Origin of the sequence: uncultured Eudoraea sp., from assembly GCF_947490415.1 — a bacterium.
Classification (GTDB): Bacteria; Bacteroidota; Bacteroidia; order Flavobacteriales; family Flavobacteriaceae; genus Eudoraea.
In genome coordinates this window covers 69,522-92,001 of sequence record NZ_CANLGX010000007.1, presented here as the reverse complement: position 1 = coordinate 92,001, position 22,480 = coordinate 69,522, and the positions used below count along the sequence as shown (strand labels likewise).

Annotated in this window: 16 protein-coding genes; 8 read left to right on the top strand and 8 right to left on the bottom strand. The window is 36.9% G+C overall.

Translation table 11 applies throughout. The features are described from left to right. Positions 1 to 60 precede the first annotated feature (60 nt). The 5 genes from Q0874_RS16015 to tsaD form a co-directional block, all read right to left on the bottom strand. Complete coding sequence (locus Q0874_RS16015) at positions 61 to 1,173, bottom strand: class I SAM-dependent methyltransferase (RefSeq protein ID WP_367275454.1); 1,113 nt, start codon at positions 1,171 to 1,173, stop codon at positions 61 to 63. Between the two features lie 73 nt (positions 1,174 to 1,246). After that, positions 1,247 to 2,335, bottom strand: coding sequence for an AI-2E family transporter (locus tag Q0874_RS16010; protein ID WP_299164525.1), 1,089 nt, complete (start codon positions 2,333 to 2,335; stop codon positions 1,247 to 1,249). A 3-nt stretch (positions 2,336 to 2,338) separates the two neighbouring features. Continuing rightward, positions 2,339 to 2,980: a DUF4159 domain-containing protein gene (locus Q0874_RS16005; RefSeq protein ID WP_299164524.1), complete on the bottom strand. Its 642-nt coding sequence runs from the start codon at positions 2,978 to 2,980 to the stop codon at positions 2,339 to 2,341. 160 nt (positions 2,981 to 3,140) lie between these two features. Continuing rightward, positions 3,141 to 3,845 (bottom strand): 16S rRNA (uracil(1498)-N(3))-methyltransferase, encoded by a 705-nt coding sequence (locus Q0874_RS16000; protein WP_299164523.1) that lies wholly within the window; start codon positions 3,843 to 3,845, stop codon positions 3,141 to 3,143. 113 nt (positions 3,846 to 3,958) lie between these two features. Continuing rightward, entirely contained in the window at positions 3,959 to 4,984 is a 1,026-nt protein-coding gene (gene tsaD, locus Q0874_RS15995) for a tRNA (adenosine(37)-N6)-threonylcarbamoyltransferase complex transferase subunit TsaD (RefSeq protein WP_299164522.1), read from the bottom strand. Positions 4,985 to 5,121: 137 nt separating this feature from the next. Here tsaD and Q0874_RS15990 point away from each other — a divergent pair, with 137 nt between their 5' ends. Then, positions 5,122 to 9,504, top strand: a complete 4,383-nt coding sequence (locus Q0874_RS15990) for a translocation/assembly module TamB domain-containing protein (RefSeq protein ID WP_367275453.1) — start codon at positions 5,122 to 5,124, stop codon at positions 9,502 to 9,504. 130 nt (positions 9,505 to 9,634) lie between these two features. On the opposite strand, the gene Q0874_RS15985 is transcribed toward Q0874_RS15990, so the two are convergent. Then, a complete protein-coding gene (locus Q0874_RS15985) occupies positions 9,635 to 10,687 on the bottom strand; it encodes a class I fructose-bisphosphate aldolase (protein ID WP_299164521.1) in 1,053 nt (350 codons plus the stop codon). Between the two features lie 169 nt (positions 10,688 to 10,856). Between Q0874_RS15985 and Q0874_RS15980 the strand changes: the two genes are divergently transcribed. The 4 genes from Q0874_RS15980 (at position 10,857) to Q0874_RS15965 (ending at position 15,296) form a co-directional block, all read left to right on the top strand. Beyond that, positions 10,857 to 12,059: a 6-phosphofructokinase gene (locus Q0874_RS15980; RefSeq protein ID WP_299164520.1), complete on the top strand. Its 1,203-nt coding sequence runs from the start codon at positions 10,857 to 10,859 to the stop codon at positions 12,057 to 12,059. Positions 12,060 to 12,349: 290 nt separating this feature from the next. Continuing rightward, the gene (gene pfkA, locus Q0874_RS15975; protein WP_299164519.1) at positions 12,350 to 13,339 is read left to right on the top strand and encodes a 6-phosphofructokinase; all 990 of its coding nucleotides are present in this window, start codon (positions 12,350 to 12,352) and stop codon (positions 13,337 to 13,339) included. A 22-nt stretch (positions 13,340 to 13,361) separates the two neighbouring features. Further along, entirely contained in the window at positions 13,362 to 14,363 is a 1,002-nt protein-coding gene (gene gap, locus Q0874_RS15970) for a type I glyceraldehyde-3-phosphate dehydrogenase (RefSeq protein ID WP_299164518.1), read from the top strand. 81 nt (positions 14,364 to 14,444) lie between these two features. Beyond that, a complete protein-coding gene (locus tag Q0874_RS15965; protein WP_299164517.1) occupies positions 14,445 to 15,296 on the top strand; it encodes an N-acetylglucosamine kinase in 852 nt (283 codons plus the stop codon). On the opposite strand, the gene Q0874_RS15960 is transcribed toward Q0874_RS15965, so the two are convergent. Both Q0874_RS15960 and Q0874_RS15955 read right to left on the bottom strand, forming a co-directional pair. Then, positions 15,289 to 15,669 (bottom strand): RidA family protein, encoded by a 381-nt coding sequence (locus Q0874_RS15960; RefSeq protein WP_299164516.1) that lies wholly within the window; start codon positions 15,667 to 15,669, stop codon positions 15,289 to 15,291. The genes Q0874_RS15965 and Q0874_RS15960 overlap by 8 nt on opposite strands. 83 nt (positions 15,670 to 15,752) lie before the next feature. Beyond that, a complete protein-coding gene (locus Q0874_RS15955) occupies positions 15,753 to 18,407 on the bottom strand; it encodes a putative LPS assembly protein LptD (protein ID WP_299164515.1) in 2,655 nt (884 codons plus the stop codon). Between the two features lie 300 nt (positions 18,408 to 18,707). On the opposite strand from Q0874_RS15955, the gene Q0874_RS15950 reads away from it, so the two are divergent. Genes Q0874_RS15950 through Q0874_RS15940 form a run of 3 tightly spaced genes read left to right on the top strand, consistent with a single transcriptional unit; the run spans position 18,708 to position 22,479 of the window. Then, entirely contained in the window at positions 18,708 to 20,129 is a 1,422-nt protein-coding gene (locus Q0874_RS15950; RefSeq protein ID WP_299164514.1) for an N-acetylmuramoyl-L-alanine amidase, read from the top strand. Positions 20,130 to 20,184: 55 nt separating this feature from the next. After that, a complete protein-coding gene (locus Q0874_RS15945; protein WP_299164513.1) occupies positions 20,185 to 21,153 on the top strand; it encodes an MlaD family protein in 969 nt (322 codons plus the stop codon). Then, entirely contained in the window at positions 21,154 to 22,479 is a 1,326-nt protein-coding gene (locus tag Q0874_RS15940) for a (Fe-S)-binding protein (protein WP_299164512.1), read from the top strand. The last annotated feature ends 1 nt before the right edge of the window (position 22,480 follow it).

The window sequence follows — 22,480 nt, the reverse complement described above, 5'->3', positions numbered from 1 at the left end:
TATGATCAATAATTATACTTAGGTGGTTTAATTATCTAAATATACCGAAAAATATTTTTGCTAAGTCTTCACACATTTAAGAATCTGGAGCTTATTATTAAGATCCTTAACAAAAAATAGATAGAGTTCCCCGCCTTCCGGTATTTTATGTTTCTTTCTAATATCAGCCACCGATATTGGGAAGTTGCGAATGGTAACATTTGCTTTTCCAATATTAAGGGCAGCTATTGACTTTTTATTATATGGGTTAACAGAAAGTATTTTAAAAACTCTCCCGGGAAATTTAACCAGCTTTTCCGAGGTGTATAAATGCGTATGTTCGTGTAACTTTTTTAAATGGAATTCATTTCCTATGGTTTTAAAAGCCCCGGCCTTTAGAATAGCTGCGTTTGGCTCATACAGGAAGTCCAGTGGCTCGGAGAAGTCAGATTTGGTTAAATATTCACTTGAGCGTTTATATGCAAAAAACTCATCCTGTGGTTTTTTGATATTTATTGTTTTTATTAATGGCTCTGCATGATATTGGTCCTTAAGGACCCATAGTATTTCCTTAACATCATTATTCAACGCAACTACATGAATTTCTTCAACACTTTTTAATTCCTTGAGTCCCATGGCAATATCTAAGAGGGGAGAGGTCTTTAAGAGGATAGCTTTTGATTTTTCCTTCAATAGATCTAAATGTTCCGTAATGTCCGGAGAACAATCCGATAATTTAAATACTTTGCCCTTGGTTTTATCTCTTCTGGAGGGGTCTATATAAATCCAATCATATATTTTATCAGACTTTTTTAAATATTCTATTCCATCAGTATTTACAACTTTAATACCATCTGCTCCAAGTACTTTTAAATTATGCGCAGTAATTTCAGATAATTCTTTATTAATTTCACATAGAATGACTTCGCGTATTCTTTGACTAAAAAAATAACTATCCACACCAAACCCACCGGTTACATCCAAAAGAGATTTACCATTAAGTAAACCTGCCTTATAGATAGCTGTATTTTCTGAGGAAGATTGTTCAATATTTAACTTTGAAGGAAAGTATATTTCTGCAGTTCTGAACCATGTTGGAAGCTTAACAGCGCATTTTTTTTTACCTTCAATCTGCTGCGCCAGTTCTTTTGAAGAAATTGCATCAAAATTACTCTTTTTAAGCAATACTGACATGATGTCAGTATTTAAATTATTATTTATATAATTCTGTACACCAGTGCTTAAGATATTCTTATTCAAAGTAAAACTATAAATTTTTTGTCAAAGACTTCACGATCTTATTTTCGGCAAAAAACTCCTTCAAAATTACTTTTATTACGGTATAACCAGGTACTGCAATGATCATTCCTGTGATACCAAAGAGGAGTCCGCCAGTGATTATGATAAGGAAAATTTCCAGGGGGTGAGATTTTACACTATTGGAAAAAATAAATGGCTGAGAGAAAAAATTATCAACCAACTGCCCGATTGCAAAACCCATCATGACATATATAGTTTTAGGTAAAATTACCGTGCTGAAATCGGCTCCTAAATTACTGGTCATGGTTAACAGTGCCATTAAAAAAGCACTAATAACAGGTCCTATATAGGGGATAAGATTCAAAAGGGCACAAAGAAAGGCTATGACCACAGGATTTTCAATGCCAAAGATTAAAAGAACTGCGGTATAGATAACGAATAATATTGAGATTTGAAGTACCAATCCTCCAAAATACCTTGATAAAAGTAGTTTTATGGTGTGCATTGATTTTTTTAACCTGGGTTCCTTGTCATCAGGAATAAGGACCATTAAATTCTCCTGTAGAAGTTTGCTGTCCTTAAGGTAAAAGAAAGCAATAAATAGCACTGAGAACAGACCAATACTTAAACTTCCTAAAAGACTTACGATAGAATTTAAAAATTCCGGAATAACACTAAAATTGATTTTTGAAAATATCTTGGATTCCCGAAGCTGCATTTTAATATCTACAGTGGTAATACCAAAATAGTTAGTCACCTCCCGGTAAAGGTTTTCAATATTTTCTTGTAATGCATCAATATTTAAGAGGGAAAGGTTTTGTCCTTGTTTTATCAATAAGGGTATAAACATTGAAACTATTCCGATTACAATCCCCAAAAAAAGTACCATGGTTAAAATCACAGCCAGCGTGCTTCTCATCTTTAACCTTGTTTTTAGGAATACCACCACAGGCCTTCCAATAAGTGAAATAACCACTGCTATGGCTATATAGATCAAGAGTGTGCTGATTTTGAAAAAGAAATAACAAATAATAAGAACCGCAATAATAACTGCCACAGCCCTCAATATTCCATCTGAAATCATCTTCGAATTCATAGTTTAATTTTTAAATGCATAATGTATAATATTAGCACCCATCTGAAGTGCTTTGAGGCGCACTTCCTCAGAATCATTGTGTACTTCCGGATCTTCCCAGCCATCACCCAAGTCTGACTCATAGGTGAATAACAACAGTAGCCTGTTTTCATGAAAAATGCCTAATGCCTGTGGTCTTTTTCCATCATGTTCATGAATCTTTGGTAAGCCTTTAGGAAATTCATATTTTGATTTAAAAATCGGGTGGTCTGCGGCAATCTCAACGAGTTCCTTCTGAGGAAAAACTTTGATAAGTTCTTTTCTTAAATAAGGCTCCATACCGTAATTATCGTCAATATGCATAAATCCTCCAGAAAGAAGGTATGTTCTTAGGTTATCCGCTTCATCCTGGGTAAAGAAAACGTTGCCATGACCAGTCATATGTAAGATGGGATACTGAAATATTTCTGAGCTGCCCACGTCCACAGTTTGAGGTCGTGGCTCAATTTCTGTATCAATATTTTCGTTACAAAATCTGATAAGGTTAGGTAAGGCTGTTGGATTCGCATACCAGTCGCCGCCACCATTGTATTTTAAAATTGCGATTTCCTGTGAATTAACATTGACTATCCACAAAATTGTTAAAAATAGGGGAAGTAATTTCATAAAAAAGGGTCACTTGTCACGTTTCTAAAGATACTATAATCACCATAAAAAAATTCATTTCTAAAAATCTTTCCCCTAAGCAATAATTCAAAATTTAGGTTTCAAGTTTAAATTGAACGCTGTGACCTATAAATAAATTAAGACTTAACGGCTTTTAGGATCATCTATTAATTAATGCTACAGCGGTACAGGCAACTATAGCAGCTGTTTCAGTTCTAAGTCGGGCTTCACCAAGGGATATTGGTAAAAAACCTTTTTTATAAGCCTCTTTTATCTCCTTATGAGAGAAATCCCCTTCGGGACCTATTAAAATAGTTACATCCTTATCTGCGGCGACGCATCGTTTTAGGTCCAGTTTCTCTTCATCTTCACAATGGGCAATAAACAAGAGTTCTTTATGGTCTTGTGCTATAAATTCTGTATAAGAAACCGGATTATTTATTTTAGGCAGGTACGTCCGCAGTGATTGTTTCATGGCCGACTGAACTACTTTTTGTAGCCTCTCCATTTTAAGAATTTTCCGCTCTGAATGATCGCAAAGGATGGGAGTAATTTCATGAACACCAATTTCCGTTGCTTTTTCAAGAAACCATTCGTAGCGTTCAGCGCTTTTGGTAGGAGCAACGGCGAGGTGGAGCCGAAACATTTTAGGATGCCTCTTTTGCGTCGAAATTATTGCCGCTTTGCACATATTTATATCCGCAGCTAGTATTTTGGCAGTAAACAAATCACCTTTGCCATTAGTGATATAAAGTTCGTCTCCTTCTTTTTTGCGCAAAACTTTTACAATATGTTTACTTTCTTCTTTATCAAAAGAGAACAGATTTGCGCTATTATCCAGCGAAGGGTTGTAGAAAAGTTGCATAGTTAAAAAAAGAAAAAATTAGTTAATTGCTATTTAATTTTATGTTGACGAATTCTAATCCTGACCAGATCCTTTTCACTTCTAATTCAAAGGCCATTTCTAATTGGATATAATTATATCACATATCTCGCCTTTGCCGCAATACGCTGGTCGCTGAATTTACCATCAAGATACTTTAAATAGCCAACAATACCAATCATTGCCGCATTATCGGTACAGTATTCAAATTTTGGAATATATGTGTTCCATCCGTATTTGATTTCACTTTCCTGTAATGCCTTTCTTATTCCGGAATTAGCAGAGACGCCACCTGCTATCGCTATTTCTTTTATCCCGGTTTGAGCGGCAGCTTTTTTAAGCTTATCCATCAAAATACCTATAATGGTATGTTGAATCGAGGCACATATATCATTCAAATTCTCTTCAACAAAATTTGGATTTTTACTAGTTTCTCTTTGAATAAAATATAAGATGCTGGTCTTCAAGCCACTAAAACTGAAGTTTAGGCCTTTTACCTTTGGTTTTGGGAAAGGAAAAGCCATAGGATCCCCTTTTGCGGCATGCTTGTCAACTAATGGTCCTCCGGGATATGGTAAGCCAAGAATTTTTGCGCTCTTATCAAATGCTTCTCCAACCGCATCATCAAGGGTTTCCCCAAGAATTTCCATATCAAAATAATTATTGACCAAAACTATCTGAGTGTGTCCGCCACTAATGGTTAAAGCTAAAAATGGAAAGGGGGGCACTTTTTTATCGCCTTCTTTTATAAAATGTGCTAAAATGTGTGCCTGCATGTGATTAACCTCTATTAATGGCACGTTTAGGCCCAATGAAAGTGATTTGGCAAATGAAGTCCCCACTAGTAATGAACCTAGTAGTCCGGGTCCGCGGGTAAATGCTATGGCTGATACTAGTTTTTTGTCGATATTTGCCTTGGCTAACGCTTGGTGTACTACCGGAACAATATTTTGCTGATGTGCTCTTGATGCAAGTTCCGGAACAACACCACCGTATGCCTCATGAATTTTTTGCGTGGCTACCACGTTACTAAGCATGTTGTCGTTATACAAAACAGCGGCCGATGTATCATCACATGATGATTCAATAGCCAGAATATATATATTTTGTTTATCACTCATGGTTTGGAACAAAAATTGGTAGCACAAAGGTAAAACATAATAGCCCTATCAAAAAACTGAGAAAAATACTCGTTAGAACGCTTTTAGTATTCCTGCTGGCTTGCGTTGTAGGGACTATAGTTCTTTCTATTCCTGCTGTGCAGACAAAGCTTGCGCGTTACGCTACTGACACTATAAATGATGAGTTTGGCACCAATATTAATGTAGACAGAATTAGAATTTCCCTTATTTCCTGGGACACGGCTTTAAAGGATGTTTATATTGAAGATTATAAGCAGGACACGCTGATATATATACAAGAGCTGTCTACCTCCATTTTAAGTATACGAAACCTTATTAATGGGAAATTACAATTTGGAGATATAGACATAGAAGGATTGCTTTTTAATCTAAAAACTTATAAGGGAGAAAAAGATAATAATCTCGGAGTTTTTGTTGACAAGCTGGATGATAAAAAACCCCGTGACCCGAACACACCACCTTTTTATTTTTCTTCGTCAGATGTTCAAATAAAAAATAGCACATTCCGGTTAACAGATATGAATAAGGAAAAAGTTGAAATATTAAATTTCAGGGACCTAAACATAGATGCCGGTGATTTTCAAATTCTCGGACCGGAAGTTACTGCGGTTATCGAAAGTTTATCATTAAAAAGCGCTTTGGGTATCGATGTCGAAAAACTGGCTACAAATTTTAAATACACCAAACAGCAGATGCGATTTGATTCCCTGCAAATCCAAACCCCCAAATCTAATATTGTTGGGAATTTGTTATTTACTTATAATAGGGAAGACCTCGCACAATTTATAGACAAGGTAAATTTAAATGCAGATTTTATAGATTCATCAGTTGCATTGGATGAGATTAATATGCTGTATGACCAATTCGGTTCAGAAAAAATAGTAAATTTTTCTGCCACTTTAAATGGGGTGTTAAATGATTTGAATGTAGAACAATTATTTCTACAATCAGATAATACAGGGATCAGAGGGGATTTTAATTTTAAAAATATTTTCTCAAAGGACAGTATTTTTGAGCTGGATGCCAAAATAAAGAATATTACTACCAGCTATTATCAAATGAGATCATTATTGCCTCAAATATTAGGAAAATCTCTTCCCTCTACTTTCCAGAGGCTAGGACAGTTTACAGTTAGGGGTGATGCATTTATTACACCAAAATCAATAGAAACCCAAGCAAACCTGAACACGGCCATAGGAAGCAGCTATGTAGATCTTACCCTAACAGAAATTGACAATATAGACAATGCAAGTTATAAAGGGTTTGTGTCCTTAATTGATTTTGATTTGGGTCGTTTTACGGATAATAAAAGTTTGGGTAAAACAACTATTGATGTTAATGTAGAAGGTAAAGGTTTTGTAAGCAAGAACCTGAATACTGAAGTTTTAGGACAGGTGTATAACATTACTTTCAATGGGTATGATTATAAAGATGTAAAGATTTCCGGTATTTTAAGGGATCAGTTATTTGACGGGTCTTTAATCAGTAATGATGAAAACCTGCAATTTAGATTTGAAGGACTTGCAGATTTTAGCACAGATAAAAGTAGTTTCAACTTTAATGCTTCGGTAGATTATGCAGATCTGAAAATATTGAATTTTATAGACGACAGTGTATCCATATTTAAGGGCAATGTAAGTATGGACATCACAGGAAGTTCCTTCCAAAGTATTGAGGGGGATATTAAGTTTACCCAAACAAATTATCAAAACATAAATGACACGTATTACTTTGAAGATTTTAAAATTGAATCCACATTTTCTGCAGATTCTACCCGGTCTATAGAAATAAATTCCCCCGATATTATTACAGGATATATGAGGGGTAAATTTAAAGTAAGGGAGCTTGGTAGACTAGTCCGAAATTCAATAGGTAGTATCTATACAAACTATAGACCATACGAAATTTCAGGAGGCCAGGAAATGGCCTTTAATTTTAAGATTTATAATAAAATAGTTGAAGTTTTTTTTCCGGAGGTTGAGTTTGGCCCAAATACTTTTATCAGAGGTAATATTATCGCAGATCAGGGAGATTTTAAACTCAATTTCAAATCGCCTTATATTATGGCTTATGGTAATGAACTAGACAGTATTGATTTTAGGATTGATAACAAAAACCCTCTTTTTAACACCTATCTGGCTGTCCAGGATGTTTCAACTCCTTATTATGATTTAAAAGACTTTAACCTGATTAATACCACCTTAAATGACACGCTGTTTTTTAGAACAGAATTTAAGGGAGGTAGTGAGTATGACGATAGTTATAATTTAAATTTTTACCACACTTTCAATCAGGATAATAAATCAGTGATTGGCTTAAAAAAATCTGACGTAAGTTTTAAAGGAAATACATGGATTCTAAATCGTGAAAGCGATAGCAAAAACAAGGTGATTTTTAATAGTACCCTGGATAGTATTACTATAGAAGAAATAGTTATGAATAATGATAACAGGGAACAAATAAGGCTAAAAGGGCAACTTGCAGATTCTACTTATAAGGATTTGGAACTTCAGTTTAAAATAGTATCCTTAAATAAAATAACCCCTACAATAGACAGTTTAAAGCTCAAAGGGGAGATCAATGGCACCTTAAATGTTCTTCAAAAGGACAATATTTACTTGCCCGTTTGTAATTTGGATATATCTGAATTTGGAGTAAATGACATAGACCTGGGGAACCTTACCATTGGCATTGTCGGTAATCGCGACCTTACCGAGTTTTCCGTAAATTCCCAAATTAAGGAAAACGGGCTTGAAAAATTTGGGGTATTTGGCAAGGTCACAAGGGGTCAGGAAATACCTCAGGCAGATTTGGTCGCTACGTTCAGTAATTTTGATATGGCTCCTTTTAGTCCTTTGGGCAAGGATATTATTTCCAATATTCGAGGAATGCTCAATGGCAATGCTCAAATAAAAGGGGATATAAGGAATCCTGATATTGACGGACTTTTAACTATGAATAATGCAGGGCTTTCTGTGCCTTATCTTAATGTAGACTATGATTTTGGGGCGAACTCTGTGGTTAAGTTAAATGAACAGACTTTTAACTTCCAGAATGTGAAACTTATAGATGTAGCTTTGAATACCCAGGCCGTTCTGGACGGTACAATTAAGCACTATTTCTTTAAGAAGTGGAATTTTGATTTAGATATAAATACCAGTGGGGATAGGTTTTTAATACTAAATACTGAATTTGAAGAAGAAAAACTCTACTATGGATCCGGTTTTGTTAATGGTACGGGACGAATTTTTGGCCCGTCTAATGCCATGAACATTAATTTTGAAGGTTCCACAGCCAGGGGGACATCTTTAAAGATACCGATAAGTGATGTGACCTCCGTGGGGGATTATTCCTTTATCACATTTATTGATAAAAATGAAGTTGAGACTATTGATTTCCAGCGCCAGCTCAAAGAATACGACGGATTAGAACTAAGATTTGATTTGGATGTAACTCCAGATGCAGAGGTTGAGATTGTGATTGACCCCAAAACGGGAAGTTCTTTAAAAGGGACAGGTGCAGGGTTGGTTTTTATAGAAATTAATACCAATGGTAAGTTTAATATGTACGGCGATTTTGTGGTGGTCACCGGGTCGTATAATTACAAATTTGGGGGAATTATCGACAGGACTTTTAGTGTTAAACCGGGAGGAAGCATTGTATGGGACGGGGCACCGCTTGATGCAACTTTAAACATGGAGGCCGTATATTCCCTAAACGCGAATCCGGCTCCTTTACTTGATAATTCCGGATATAGCAGGCGAATACCGACGGATGTGGTTATTAGGCTAACAGATCAGTTAGAGAGACCTACAATTGATTTAAATATTGAATTTCCAGGCACAAGTTCTACCGTAAAATCTGAATTGGAATACAGGCTCCAGGATCCGACAATAGAAGAACGAAATGCATTTTTCCTGCTTGCTCAGGGAACTTTTGTCAGTGAGGGGTCAGGTATAAACCAGCAGGCAGTTACTGGCAACTTAATTCAAACGGCCTCCGGTTTATTAAACCAGGTTCTAGACAGCGGCGGCAATGATAAGTTTGACTTTGGGGTTACTTACGAGCAAGGTTATCTGGATCCTAACGATATTTCTACTGAAGACAGAATAGGGGTAACTGTATCTACCCAGATAAGTGACAAAGTTTTATTTAATGGTAGGTTCGGGGTTCCTGTAGGAGGGGTAAGTGAAACAGTGGTTGCGGGCGACGTGGAAGTGCAGATTTTATTAAATGAAGAAGGAACACTGCGGGCCAAGATTTTTAATCGCGAAAATGAAATACAACAGTTTTTGTCAGAACAACAGGGTTATACACAAGGGGTTGGTATTTCCTACGAGGTAGATTTCAATAGTTTTAAGGAACTAATGCAAAAGATTTTTAGGAATAAGAATGTCAAAACAGAGGAACCTCAGGCAACGGCTACTGTGCCCACTGCAGTTATGGGAAAGGATAGTTTAATAAAATTTTATCCTAAGACAAATATTCCAAAATTGTGATTCATCCATTTTAGTAATGTTTATAAAATATACTAAAAAAAAGCACCCCGAAAAACGGTGGTGCTTTTTAAAAAGTTTATATTTTCAGCCTATAATTAAATTTAAGTAAATTACTTTAAAACATTATATATCAAGCAATTGTAATTTTATCATCTAAATATACATTTTGTATTGCGTTTAAAAGTTCTACTCCATCTGCCATAGGTTTTTGGAAGGCTTTTCGTCCGGATATTAATCCCATACCTCCGGCTCGTTTATTAATCACAGCAGTTTTAACAGCCTGAGCCAAATCATTATCGCCAGAAGATCCTCCGGAATTAATTAATCCCGCCCTTCCCATAAGACAATTCATTACCTGGTATCGGGTAAGATCAATTGGATGATCAGTAGTTAATTCTGAATATACTTTCTCATGTGTTTTGGCAAAATTTATGGCTTTAAAACCTCCGTTGTTTTCAGCCTGCTTTTGTTTTACTATATCTGCCTGAATTGTCGAAGCCAAATGGTTAGCCTGTCCGGTTACGTCAGCTGAAACATGATAATCAATACCCTCTTTTTTAAAACCAGGATTGCGAAGGTAAGCCCATAGTACGGTTACCATACCAAGTTCATGAGCATATTCAAAAGCTTCAGTAACTTCCTGAATTTGTCTGGTGCTCTCTTCTGAGCCATAATAGATTGTAGCTCCAACGGCAATGCATCCCATCTCAAACGCCTGATTTACACTTGCAAACATTATCTGATCAAACTTATTGGGATATGTAAGTAATTCATTATGATTCAATTTAAGGAGAAATGGAATCTTGTGCGCGTATTTTCTTGAAACAGAACCAAGGACACCAAGAGTCGAAGCAACGGCATTACAACCACCTTCTATTGCAAGCTCAACAATCTTTTCGGGATCGAAATAAATGGGATTTGGTGCAAACGATGCACCTGCAGTGTGCTCAATTCCTTGATCTACAGGAAGAATAGAGACATATCCGGTGCCACCCATTCGTCCGTTATTAAAGAGAGTTTGCATATTCCGAAGTACGACAGGATTTCTGTCTGAAGCGGTCATAACACGATCCACAAAATCAGGACCGGGCAGATGTAGATGTTCTTTTTTTACCGTTTTGCACTTGTGATCTAGCAGGTAATTGGCTTCTTTACCTAAAATTTTTTCAATGTTAAATGACATAATATTACAGTTTTCAATCTTCCTATAAAGATACGCCGATAAAGCCACTTTTTAGGCTGATTTTAGAGGTTTTTTTTGGAAAATGTTAATAAGATATCAGCATAATTTAGTACTTTAACCATCCTAGTTATTTTGTGGTTTTAAACTGAAAATTAAATAATGATATATCATGGCAAACATTAAGAAGACCAAAGGCACCATCGGCATCTTAACCGGAGGTGGAGACGTTCCCGGACTTAATCCGGCAATCAGGGCGGTTACTTTTAGAGCAATACGGGAAGGATATAGGGTGATTGGTTTTAGAAGAGGGTGGAGGGGATTAATAGATATTGAAAGAAACAGCAAGCACGACAACAGCAATAACTTTATGGAACTTTCCCAGGTAGTGGTGAACAAAGCAGCAAGAACAGGTGGGACTTTTCTTCATACTTCCAGGACCAGGGCAAGTCATGTACCCAACCTAATGGTTCCAGCTCATTTAAGAGATACCTACAAGAAGGAGATCAATGACCTTACCCCGGAAGTGATCAAAAATCTCGATTGGTTAGGTGTAGACTATTTGATTGCGATTGGGGGAGACGATACGCTTAGCTATGCCGTTCATTTGTTCAAACAGGGAGTTAAGGTAATGGCCATTCCCAAAACCATGGATAATGATGTCCCCGGAACGGATTATTGTATTGGTTTCAGTACATGTGTTACCAGAACAATTAGCCTTACAAACAGTCTTCGGACCGCAGCAGGATCTCATGAACGTTTTCTTGTTCTGGAAGTATTTGGACGCTATGCCGGGTTTACAGCTATGTTGCCTACTTTGGCTGGAGCCGCTAATAGATGTCTTATTCCGGAAGTGCCTTTCAATATAGAACTACTGGCGGAGTTACTTACAGAGGACAGGAATAGAAATCCGAGTAACTATTCGATTGTACTTATTTCCGAAGGGGCAACCTTTGAAGGAGGTGAGATGAAATATGAGGGAATGGAAAAAGATGCCTTTGGCCATGCCAAGCTAGGTGGTATTGGTGATGAAGTCTCTCTCGCATTAAAGAAAATCTCCCCTAAATATAATAACGGAAACCGTGTAAATGTTATCAATCAGAAACTCGGATACATGGTACGCTGTGGTGATCCTGATTTTATTGATTCTGTAGTTCCTACGGCTTATGGAAATCTCGCTCTCGATTTAATACTTAAAGGGATTGATGGTAGAATGGTAGTATTGAAAAATGGGCGTTATGATCATGTGCCCATAGAAGTGGTTACAGAAACTAAAAAGTTCGTTAACGTGGATAAATTCTATAACCGCCCTAAACTGCATCCCTATTATAAAAACTTTGAAATGCTACCCTTATTTATTATGACTAATGACTAACTAGTAAGCAGTCTATTCAACAAACAGGCAGGTCCTTAATTAGTTGATTGAACATAACTTTTTTGAGAGGATTTGTTATTTTATTTGCGAATACTATTTGTCCTGATTAAAATGGCTATTTTTTCACAGATTTTGAGGGGTTCAAGACATCCGTGAATAGGGTTATTTTGCCATATAAATAAAGAAATTTACCACTATAACGATTTAGATGCTGTCTGGTGTTAAATAAAGGGTTTGTCTAATTCTTTTTCTGCAATAAGTTTAGTAATTTTGCAATTCTAATTTTTTAAATGAATTCACAAATAAAAAAAATTGCGGTCTTTACTTCTGGAGGTGATTCTCCGGGTATGAACGCAGCCATAAGATCCGTAGTACGTACATGTGCATATTTTAAGAAAGATTGTATTGGGATCTATCGAGGCTACGAAGGGATGATCGAAGGGGATTTTCTTCCAATGAATGCCCGTAGTGTAAATAATATAATTAACAAGGGAGGCACCGTGCTTAAATCTGCCAGGTGCGATGAGTTTAGAAGCCCGGAGGGTCGCAAAAAAGCTTATGATCAGTTGGTTTCCAATAATATTGATGCTTTTGTGGTTATTGGGGGTGACGGAAGCTTTACGGGTGCTCTAGCTTTTTATGAAGAATACAAAATGCCTTTTATTGGTATTCCGGGAACTATAGATAATGATATTTTTGGAACAACATACACTCTTGGTTTTGATACTGCATTGAATACTGTTGTAGAAGCAATTGATAAGATCCGGGATACAGCAAGTTCTCATCATAGACTCTTCTTTGTTGAGGTTATGGGTAGAGATGTAGGCCATATCGCCCTTAACTCCGGAGTAGGTGCGGGTGCTGAAGAGATACTGATTCCTGAAGAGAATTTGGGTTTAGACAGGTTGCTAGATTCCTTAACTCGCAGCAAAGCCAGGGGAAAATCTTCCAGTATTGTAGTGGTTGCAGAAGGAGATAGAACAACCGGAAAAAATGTTTATGAACTAAAGGAATTTGTAGAGAAGAACCTTCCGGTTTACGATGTTCGGGTTTGTGTTCTTGGTCATATGCAACGGGGTGGAGCACCTTCTTGTTTTGATAGGGTACTGGCCAGTAGAATGGGGGTAAAGTCTGTTGAAGCTCTGCTGGAAGGCAAAACAAATTTGATGGCCGGTATTATTGATAATAAAATAACATTTACGCCGGTAAGTGAAGCCATAAAAGGAAAATCAAAAATTGATAAAGAACTCATCAGGGTTTCAGATATCATGACTATATAGTTTTAATCTTAAACAATAAATAATGTCAACACTAAAAATTGGAATTAACGGATTTGGTAGAATTGGTAGACTTGTTTTCAGAGAATCAGTAAAAAGGGATAATGTAGAGGTTGTAGCCATAAATGATTTGCTGGATGTAGAACATCTTGCATATTTGTTGGAATATGATTCGGTACATGGTCGTTTTGATGGTTCTGTGGCAGTAAAGGATGGCAATTTGGTCGTTAATGGCAAAACCGTTAGAATAACCGGCGAAAGGGATCCAAAAATTTTGAAATGGGACGAAGTAGGAGCAGAATATGTTGCGGAATGTACCGGTATTTTTACAACTTTGGAAACTGCACAATACCACATTGATGGTGGAGCTAAAAAAGTAGTTATCTCAGCACCATCAAAAGATGCCCCCATGTTTGTAATGGGTGTAAATCATAAAGATCTAAAAGCTTCAGATAAAATAGTATCTAATGCTTCCTGTACTACAAACTGTCTGGCACCTTTGGCCAAAGTGTTGAATGACAACTATGGGATTGCAGAAGCCTTAATGACAACTGTACATGCTACCACAGCCACTCAGTTTACTGTTGACGGACCATCGCGCAAGGATTACAGAGGTGGTAGAAGTGCTTTGTTGAACATCATACCTGCTTCAACAGGAGCCGCCAAAGCAGTAACCAAAGTTATTCCATCTTTGGAAGGAAAACTTACCGGGATGGCATTTAGGGTACCTACCGCAGATGTTTCTGTTGTTGACCTAACTGTACGCCTGGAAAAGGAAACTTCATATGAAGATATTAAGAAGACCTTTAAAGCAGCATCGGAAGGCGAATTGAAAGGTATTTTAGGTTATACAGATGAGCCTGTGGTCTCTCAAGATTTTATTGGTGATGCCCGCACCAGTATATTTGATGCAGGTGCCGGAATTGAATTGAATTCAAAATTTTTCAAAGTAATTTCCTGGTATGACAATGAGGCAGGCTATTCTAATAAATTATTAGACCTGGCACAATATATTTCTACATTGTAATTAATTATATTTTATAAGTAAGAATCCTCAGAATGAGCAAAACTTTGCTTAATTTGAGGATTCTTTTTTAATGCCTGATTTATGATTTTAATAGTTGATAGTGGTGCCACAAAGTCTGATTGGATTGCCTTAGATGATAAGGGTAAAGAATTATTTATGACCCAAACGCTGGGCTTAAGTCCTGAGGTTCTTACAAGAGAGGTCATCGAAGATAGGTTAGCCAATAATTTTGAGTTGTCTAAAAACAGAGAGAAAGTTAGCCGACTCTATTTCTATGGCGCCGGTTGTGGTACCGATAGAATGAAGAAATTCCTTAAGAATATTTTTAAATCGTTTTTCCCAAATGCCACGGCAGAGGTTAAGGAAGACACCTATGCTGCCATATATTCCACAACAAAAATCGGACATCAGGGAATTGTCTGCATTTTGGGAACAGGTTCAAATTGCAGCTATTATGATGGTCATCAACTGTTTCAAAAAGTGGTCTCTTTAGGTTATATTCCTATGGATGATGGAAGTGGTAATTTCTTTGGGAGGAAATTAATTCGGGATTATTATTTTCATAAAATGCCACAGGCACTGGGAATTAAATTTGACAAAGAGTATGACCTTGATGCCGATGTTATTAAGGAAAACCTTTACAAGCAGCCAAATCCTAATACTTATTTGGCCACATTTGCAAGATTTCTGATTGAGAACAAAGAACACCCCTATTGTAAAGGAGTTATAGACAAGGGCCTTCAGCAATTTGTAAATAATTACATTATGCAGTTTGAATTAGCTACCAAAGTGCCTATACATTTTGTGGGTAGTATTGCTTATTTTCTTAAAGATGAATTAATAGCAGTTCTGGAAAGAAATGACCTGATCGTAGGCGTAATTCGTCAGAGACCAATTGAAGGACTGGTAGAATTCCATAAAGAAACTATCTGACGGCAATCATCGAAATCTCAACATTTACAAATTTAGGAAGATTAGAGACTTCAACAGTCTCTCTGGCAGGGGCGGTTTCAACATTAAAAAATGAGCCATAAACTTCGTTAATAGCTGCAAAGCAATTCATATCTTTAACAAAGATCGTGGCTTTAACTACATCTTCAAAAGACATATCGGCGGCTTCCAGTATTGCTTTTAAGTTTTTCATGCATTGTAGTGTTTCCTTCTTTATATCATCTTCAATGAGTTTTCCGCTTGAAGGATCCAGGGGAATTTGTCCGGAAACATATAATGTATTACCGCTCAAAACTGCCTGGTTATAAGGGCCTATAGGAGCAGGGGCATTAGGAGTATTTATAATTTTTTTCATGCTTTTGAATTTACCTTTAGCCCGTTAAGCTAATTAAAAAATAGATCAGTATAAACAGGTATGCTGTTTTTTTACTTTTGATATTACCTGGGAGGAGGCTGACTTCTATTTTCAAATTTAAGATCCTTAAGAATGGAGCTTTTAATTCCTATAAAAAAGTACCATCTTTCAAAATCACCAAACGGCGTCCAGTCAAAATTTAATTTAAAACTTTTTAAGTCGCGTCTAAACCGAAGCTGGGTAACAGTAAACCCTTTTCTAACGAAATCATAACCCGATGACACGCCAACGTCCCATCCGGGAGATAGCGTAATATTACCGGAAAACATGAGAGAATTATTGGAGATTTGATTTTGTCTGGCATTATTACTGTAGGTCACAGCATATTGCAGCCGAACATCCCATTCTATTTTATTTTGATAAATAGGATTCTCAACTTTACTTTCATCTCTGTCGTCAAACCGGCTTTCATCAAAGTTATTTGCTTTTCCAAAAAGATCATCTGTCCGGCCGCCACTGGCGGCAACGTAGGCATCACCCTCCGTCGGATATTCTTCACGGTCCTTGCTGGGTTGGAAGTCTTTGCTGGTCAGGGAATAACTTAAGTTACCCCTGGCAGATGTAAGTCTGAACAGACTTCCTCCATTATTAATATTAAATGTATTTATACGCCTGCCATTATTGTCAATTGCATATGGATCCAGATTGGCACCAAAGTTTATGGACATTTTATTATTGAGAATATTGGTGCCGCCGGTTAAACTTACCGGACTTAAATTAAGAGAATCTGCCTGGAAATTATAACCTGTGGACAAATTAAAACTATTTAGAAGCATAACCTTCTTGGGTTCCAAAGCCGTGGAATCCTTGTCCCGTACCTTAGCTTCAAGGGTATTGGCGAGAGAAAAGCTTAAAGCACTGGATTTACCATTCCTTGGGGCACCATAGAGCGTATTTTGAAACCTGGTGTACTCAATGGTATCTCCTGTAACTCCATTAATATATTCATCATAATATTGCTCAAAAGAAGGCGCCCAGCCATAACTAACAGAAGGTCTCATTATGTGCCGGATAGCCTGTATCTTTTTTTGCTCACCAAAATTAAATGTACCATAGACTGTTGTCCCAATACTACTGCTAAGACTGTATTGGTTAAACCGATCAAAACCTTTTATAGTATCGGTAACAACTTTTTGCGTCTCTGAATCAAAACGTTGATTAAATGTTTGCAAGGTCCATACGTCTTCATAGGTGCCACCTGCACTTACACTAAAAAATTTAGCTACTTTAAAATTTGTACTCAGCGGTATCCGATGCCGTGCCCCGACCTTAGCGTTATCAAACATCTTGGATGTTCCAAAATCATCAGTAGTGGTACTAATGCTGTTCCTGGCATTAAGATCATACTGAAAATTGATGTTCTGTAATGCACCTTTTTTTATGCCATCCCTTTTAGCAAGAGGAAAAATACGCTCCATACTGGCCTGTAAAGTGGGTAAAGTTAGGTCTACGACATCTGTATTTGTGTTTTGATTATGTGTAGCGGTCAGGCTTAAATTTACTGAAGGATATTCAGGAAAAGTCCGTGAATAGGAGATGGAAGAGGATAAATTATTGATCTGGGTATTGGGCAAATTCTGCTGAAGTAAAGAGTTTCTATAATACTGGCTACTACCCAGGTTTACTGATGCCGATAATCTCGAATTAGGATTAGATTTTGAATCCTGAGAATGTGAGATCTGAATATTGTAAATAGTTCCCCGGCTGTAATCATCAAATCCTTTTTGACTTGTCACCTGATTTTCATATCTAAAATTAAAATTACCTCTGTATTTATAGCGTTTGGAATAAACAGATTGTGTTCTGAAACCCCAACTCCCGTTGGTATAGAGGTCGCCGGTAAGCGTAAGGTCTACATAGTCATTAATAGGTACATAGTAACCCAAGTTTTGTAGAAAGTAGCCCCTGTCCGGGTCGTTTCCAAATGTGGGCATCATTACTCCTGCAGTTCGTCCGGAAGTCAAAGGAAAATATGCGAATGGCATTGCAATAGGGGTGGGTACATCTGCAATATAGATATTACTAAATCCTGCTATGACTTTTTTCTTTGGAACAAACTTTGCCTTTCTGACTCGAATATAATAATCCGGGTCTATAGTATCTTTAGAGGTAGTTAGCCTTCCTTCACTTAAAAAGTAAACCGAGTCGTTTTCCTTTTTGGTAATCGAAGCATAAACCTTCATGGCATCAGAACCAAGTTGCCCCAGACCCGCCTGCTGTTCTGTTCTGGAATTCCAAATCAGGGCTTTTTGTGTGTCAAAATTAAATCGAATTGAATCTGGAATTACCACGTTTTCCCCTTGTTTAAAATAAGGAACTTGCGAATAATTACCCAAAGAATCTTTTATACGCCCGGCATAAACTTCGTTTTTTATGTAATCCATAATTATTATACCGGCTTTTAATTCGGTATCCTGATAATAAATTTCAGCTTCATTGTACAGATAAATTTTTTGATCTTTTTGACTTAATTTAACATAATCCTTCGCTTTATATTTTATTTTATCCGATAAAAAACCTGGCTTCTCACTAATTGAATCTGATTGTATAGAATCGGTCAAAACTGTATCTAATACTGCAGGTGCGGGCATAAGAGGCGCGTAAATAGTATCTCCCACAGCTTTAATAGGTAAGGGCCTGATCAGATCTTCCTGCGCAGAGAGCGGAATAATGCCCATGATAAGCAGTAATAAGAAAAGTAGAGAATGTTTGTTTGATTGCAAAGCGATAAATCCTATTTTTGTAACGGTAAGGCTTCGTTTTTGGTAGTCAAACTTACATATATTTTTTGGTCTGCTTGTAGCACATTACAATAAATTTAACCATAGTAAATGGATGCAAAATTCTTTTAGCAGATGAAAGATGATAATTGTATTTTTGATTTGTAATAGGTAAAAATCATAAAGATTTTTATCTTAGGAAAAGATATAAGGCCATTACAATTGTTCCATGTTCTTTAAAATATAACTCTAAAATCAATGAAGTTTAATAATTTTTTTTTCATTCCCCTGGCAATACTATTTTTCTTGCTATGCTCATATGACAAAAGTGATTCAGATACTCAGACTGATCAATTTATTGTAGTATTAGACGCAGGCCATGGAGGTCACGATCCGGGTAATTTGGGCAATGGCTATATGGAAAAGAATATAGCCCTAAATATTGTATTAAATGTTGGCAGGAAATTAGAATCCAATCCGGACATAAAGGTTATTTACACAAGAAAGGACGATAGTTTTGTAGATCTTTTTGTTAGAGGAGAAATTGCAAATAAGGCAAATGCGGACCTTTTCGTATCTGTACATTGTGATTCACATACTTCTGATGCCAATGGTGCCGGGACATTTGTGCTGGGATTACATGCAAATCAACAGAATTTTGAAATTGCAAAAAAGGAAAACTCCGTGATTTATCTCGAAGATAATTACGAATCTCGCTATGCTGATTATGATATAAATTCTCCCGAATCTATAATTGGTTTGACTATTATGCAGGAAGAATTCCTGGATCAAAGCGTTATGCTTGGTAAGATGATGCAGGACAATTTTTCTAACAACTTGAGCCGAAATGACAGAAAGGTTAAGCAGGCTGGTTTTATTGTATTACATCAAACTTTTATGCCCAGTGTGTTGATCGAAACAGGTTTTCTTACTAATAAGTCAGAGGGATTATACCTAAGCTCTAAAAAAGGCCAGGAAGAAATGGGCAATGCTATTGCGTCTGCAATAATTAATTATAAAAACAACACCAGAATTAACCTGGAGGATGCGGCGTCTTCAGAGCAAATCACCACCACCAAAATTGAGGAGGAGATACCTGTAAATGAGACAATTGAAGCTTCAAAAACAGAAGTATCAGCAGCCACTGAAAGCAATAATGAGGCGACGAAAAAGGAAATCAAGGAACCAATCGCGGTCGTTTCTGCTGAATTACCTCAAACTGAAACTGCTGAGGCTATCCAAAATAAAACTGATGAGGTTGTAATAAGCCAGGAGGCTAAGCCTGTACCAAATAAAGTAGTGCCTGAAGAAGCGGTAAAAGAAATACCCGAAACTATTGCTGAAGAACCCATTGCTACACCAATAGCTGATGAGAAAAAGGAAGAGGTAATAAAGGAGGAGGTTGTTTCAGACTCAGAAATAGTATTTAAAGTACAATTATTGGCAAGTTCAAGGGTACTGCCTCTGCTTCCTGAAGAGTTTAATGGATTGAGTTCACTCTCAACTGAACGCCATAAAAACATTGTGAGGTATATGTATGGTAAGACCAATTCATATTCTCAGGCAAAATTATTTAAGGCCAATGCGGATGCTAAAGGCTATGAAACTTCCTTTATTGTGGCCTATAAAGAGGGCAAAAGAATTCCTGTAACTGAGGCCTTAAAATACATCTCTGAATAAAAGCAGGTCTTGTAAAATTTATTTCTAATTTTGTTTGTAAACTAAATATATTCGTTTGAAGCTATCCAGGGAAATTAAAACAGGAATAATCGTTATTGGAGGTATTTTGCTGTTTGTCATGGGCTTCAGTTTTCTTAAATCAACCCCTATTTTTAACAATAGCAAAACCTTTTATGCGGTTTACAAACACGTTGGAGGTTTGCAGCCCGGAACACAGGTATCTATTAATGGATTTAATGTGGGCAATGTGACTAATATTACTTTTAAGAATGGAAGTGGCAACCTACTTGTTACTTTTTCTGTTGACAGTAATTTCGAATTTTCAGAAAATAGCGTCGCTGAGCTATATGATACAGGAATTATAGGGGGTAAAGGAATTCAAATTAATCCGGTTTTTGACGGCGCTCCATTTGCACAATCCGGGGATACTTTGTCATCTAATATTAAACCCGGCCTAACAGATTTGTTACAGCAAAGATTAGCACCCTTGCAATCTAAAATTGAAGGCGCAGTTTCCAATGCGGATTCCTTATTAATAAATTTCAATGATATTCTGGATGAAGAGACAAAAAGCAGTTTACGGGAAAGTATCCAGGGGCTAAATACTACCGTTCAAAGTTTTCAATCGAGTGCTGCCACTCTAAACACATTATTGTCGGATAATAAAAGTAAGCTGGACAGTTCCATTACAAATATTAATACGATTACCACTAATTTTTCGGTACTCTCAGATTCCATAGCACAGGTGGGACTAACTAATACAATAAGAAGTTTAGAATCTACCATAAGTAATTTGGATAAGATGTTGGCCAAAATTGAAAATGGCGAAGGTACGCTTGGCAAATTGGTGAATAACGAGGAGTTGTACAACAATTTATCTGAAGCATCCAAAGAATTAGACCTCCTGCTTCAGGATTTTCGCTTGAATCCAAAGCGATATGTAAATGTATCCGTTTTTGGGAAAAAGCAAAAAGAATATGAGGTTCCCGAAGATGATCCTGCAATAAATAAACCAAATGAATAGATGCAGTATCTACCAAATATAATTTTCCTTATTATTTTAATTACCGGTATTGGTTATTTTTCCAAGAACGTGAAGAAGCTTATCAGGAATATCAACCTTGGAAGAGGTGAAATGCCTGCAGATGAAAAGCCAGAGCGCTTTAAGAATATGGCCCGTATTGCATTAGGGCAATCCAAAATGGTGGTAAGGCCCATAGCAGGTTTATTGCATGTAATAGTTTATCTCGGATTTATAATTATAAATATTGAAGTTCTGGAGATTATTATTGACGGGATTTTTGGAACCCATAGAGTTTTTGCACCGCTCGGTAAAATTTACAACATCCTTATAGCTTCCTTTGAAGTACTTGCTCTTTTGGTAATACTGGCTGTGGTTATCTTTTGGTTGCGAAGAAATTTTATTCGGATAAAACGCTTTATTAAGCCTGAAATGAAAGGATGGCCAAAAATGGATGCAAACCTTATTTTGTATATAGAATTGGTTTTAATGGCTTTATTCCTAACCATGAATGCGGCGGATTATCAACTTCAGCTCATGGATACACCTCATTATACAAAAGCAGGTCTTTTTCCTGTAAGTCAATTCATCACCTCTATTTTCGATGGAATGTCTGTAAATAGCGTAATGCTGATAGAACGCACCGCCTGGTGGATGCATATCGTTGGAATATTGGCCTTTCTGAATTATTTGTATTATTCTAAACATCTACACATTTTACTTGCCTTTCCAAACACCTATTATGGAAAACTTACCGCTCCGGGTCAATTTGATAATCTTGAAGCAGTAACCAAAGAAGTGAAATTGATGATGGATCCTAATGCGGATCCCTTTGCAGCGCCAGCGGAAGATGCACCTCCCCCGGATAAATTTGGAGCTTCTGATGTAATGGATCTCAGTAAGGTACAGTTGTTGAATGCCTATACATGCACAGAATGCGGACGATGTACCAGTGAGTGTCCAGCAAACCTTACGGGTAAGAAACTATCACCAAGAAAAATAATGATGGATACGCGTGATAGGTTAGAGGAGGTTGGAAGTAATATGGATGCCAATAAAGGGAAATTCATTGAGGATGGGCGCCAGTTATTGGGCGACTTCATTTCACCTGAAGAATTATGGGCCTGTACTTCCTGCAACGCATGCGTGGAAGCTTGTCCGGTAAGCATAGACCCATTATCTATAATCATTAGTATGCGTCAGTATATGGTTATGGAACAATCGGCTGCGCCAAGTGAACTCAATATTATGATGGGAAATATTGAAAATAATGGAGCACCCTGGCCATTTAATCAAATGGATAGGCTTAATTGGGTCGATGAATCTTAAA

Bases quoted from the DNA above. Each gene is read 5' to 3' on its own strand.
- Q0874_RS15965 (WP_299164517.1), top strand. From the start codon at position 14,445: ATGATTTTAATAGTTGATAGTGGTGCCACAAAGTCTGATTGGATTGCC.
- Q0874_RS15960 (WP_299164516.1), bottom strand. From the start codon at position 15,669: ATGAAAAAAATTATAAATACTCCTAATGCCCCTGCTCCTATAGGCCCT.
- Q0874_RS15940 (WP_299164512.1), top strand. From the start codon at position 21,154: ATGCAGTATCTACCAAATATAATTTTCCTTATTATTTTAATTACCGGT.
- Q0874_RS15950 (WP_299164514.1), top strand. From the start codon at position 18,708: ATGAAGTTTAATAATTTTTTTTTCATTCCCCTGGCAATACTATTTTTC.
- tsaD (WP_299164522.1), bottom strand. From the start codon at position 4,984: ATGAGTGATAAACAAAATATATATATTCTGGCTATTGAATCATCATGT.
- Q0874_RS16005 (WP_299164524.1), bottom strand. From the start codon at position 2,980: ATGAAATTACTTCCCCTATTTTTAACAATTTTGTGGATAGTCAATGTT.
- Q0874_RS16010 (WP_299164525.1), bottom strand. From the start codon at position 2,335: ATGAATTCGAAGATGATTTCAGATGGAATATTGAGGGCTGTGGCAGTT.
- gap (WP_299164518.1), top strand. From the start codon at position 13,362: ATGTCAACACTAAAAATTGGAATTAACGGATTTGGTAGAATTGGTAGA.
- Q0874_RS15985 (WP_299164521.1), bottom strand. From the start codon at position 10,687: ATGTCATTTAACATTGAAAAAATTTTAGGTAAAGAAGCCAATTACCTG.
- Q0874_RS16000 (WP_299164523.1), bottom strand. From the start codon at position 3,845: ATGCAACTTTTCTACAACCCTTCGCTGGATAATAGCGCAAATCTGTTC.
- Q0874_RS15955 (WP_299164515.1), bottom strand. From the start codon at position 18,407: ATGGGCATTATTCCGCTCTCTGCGCAGGAAGATCTGATCAGGCCCTTA.
- pfkA (WP_299164519.1), top strand. From the start codon at position 12,350: ATGAATTCACAAATAAAAAAAATTGCGGTCTTTACTTCTGGAGGTGAT.
- Q0874_RS15980 (WP_299164520.1), top strand. From the start codon at position 10,857: ATGGCAAACATTAAGAAGACCAAAGGCACCATCGGCATCTTAACCGGA.
- Q0874_RS16015 (WP_367275454.1), bottom strand. From the start codon at position 1,173: ATGTCAGTATTGCTTAAAAAGAGTAATTTTGATGCAATTTCTTCAAAA.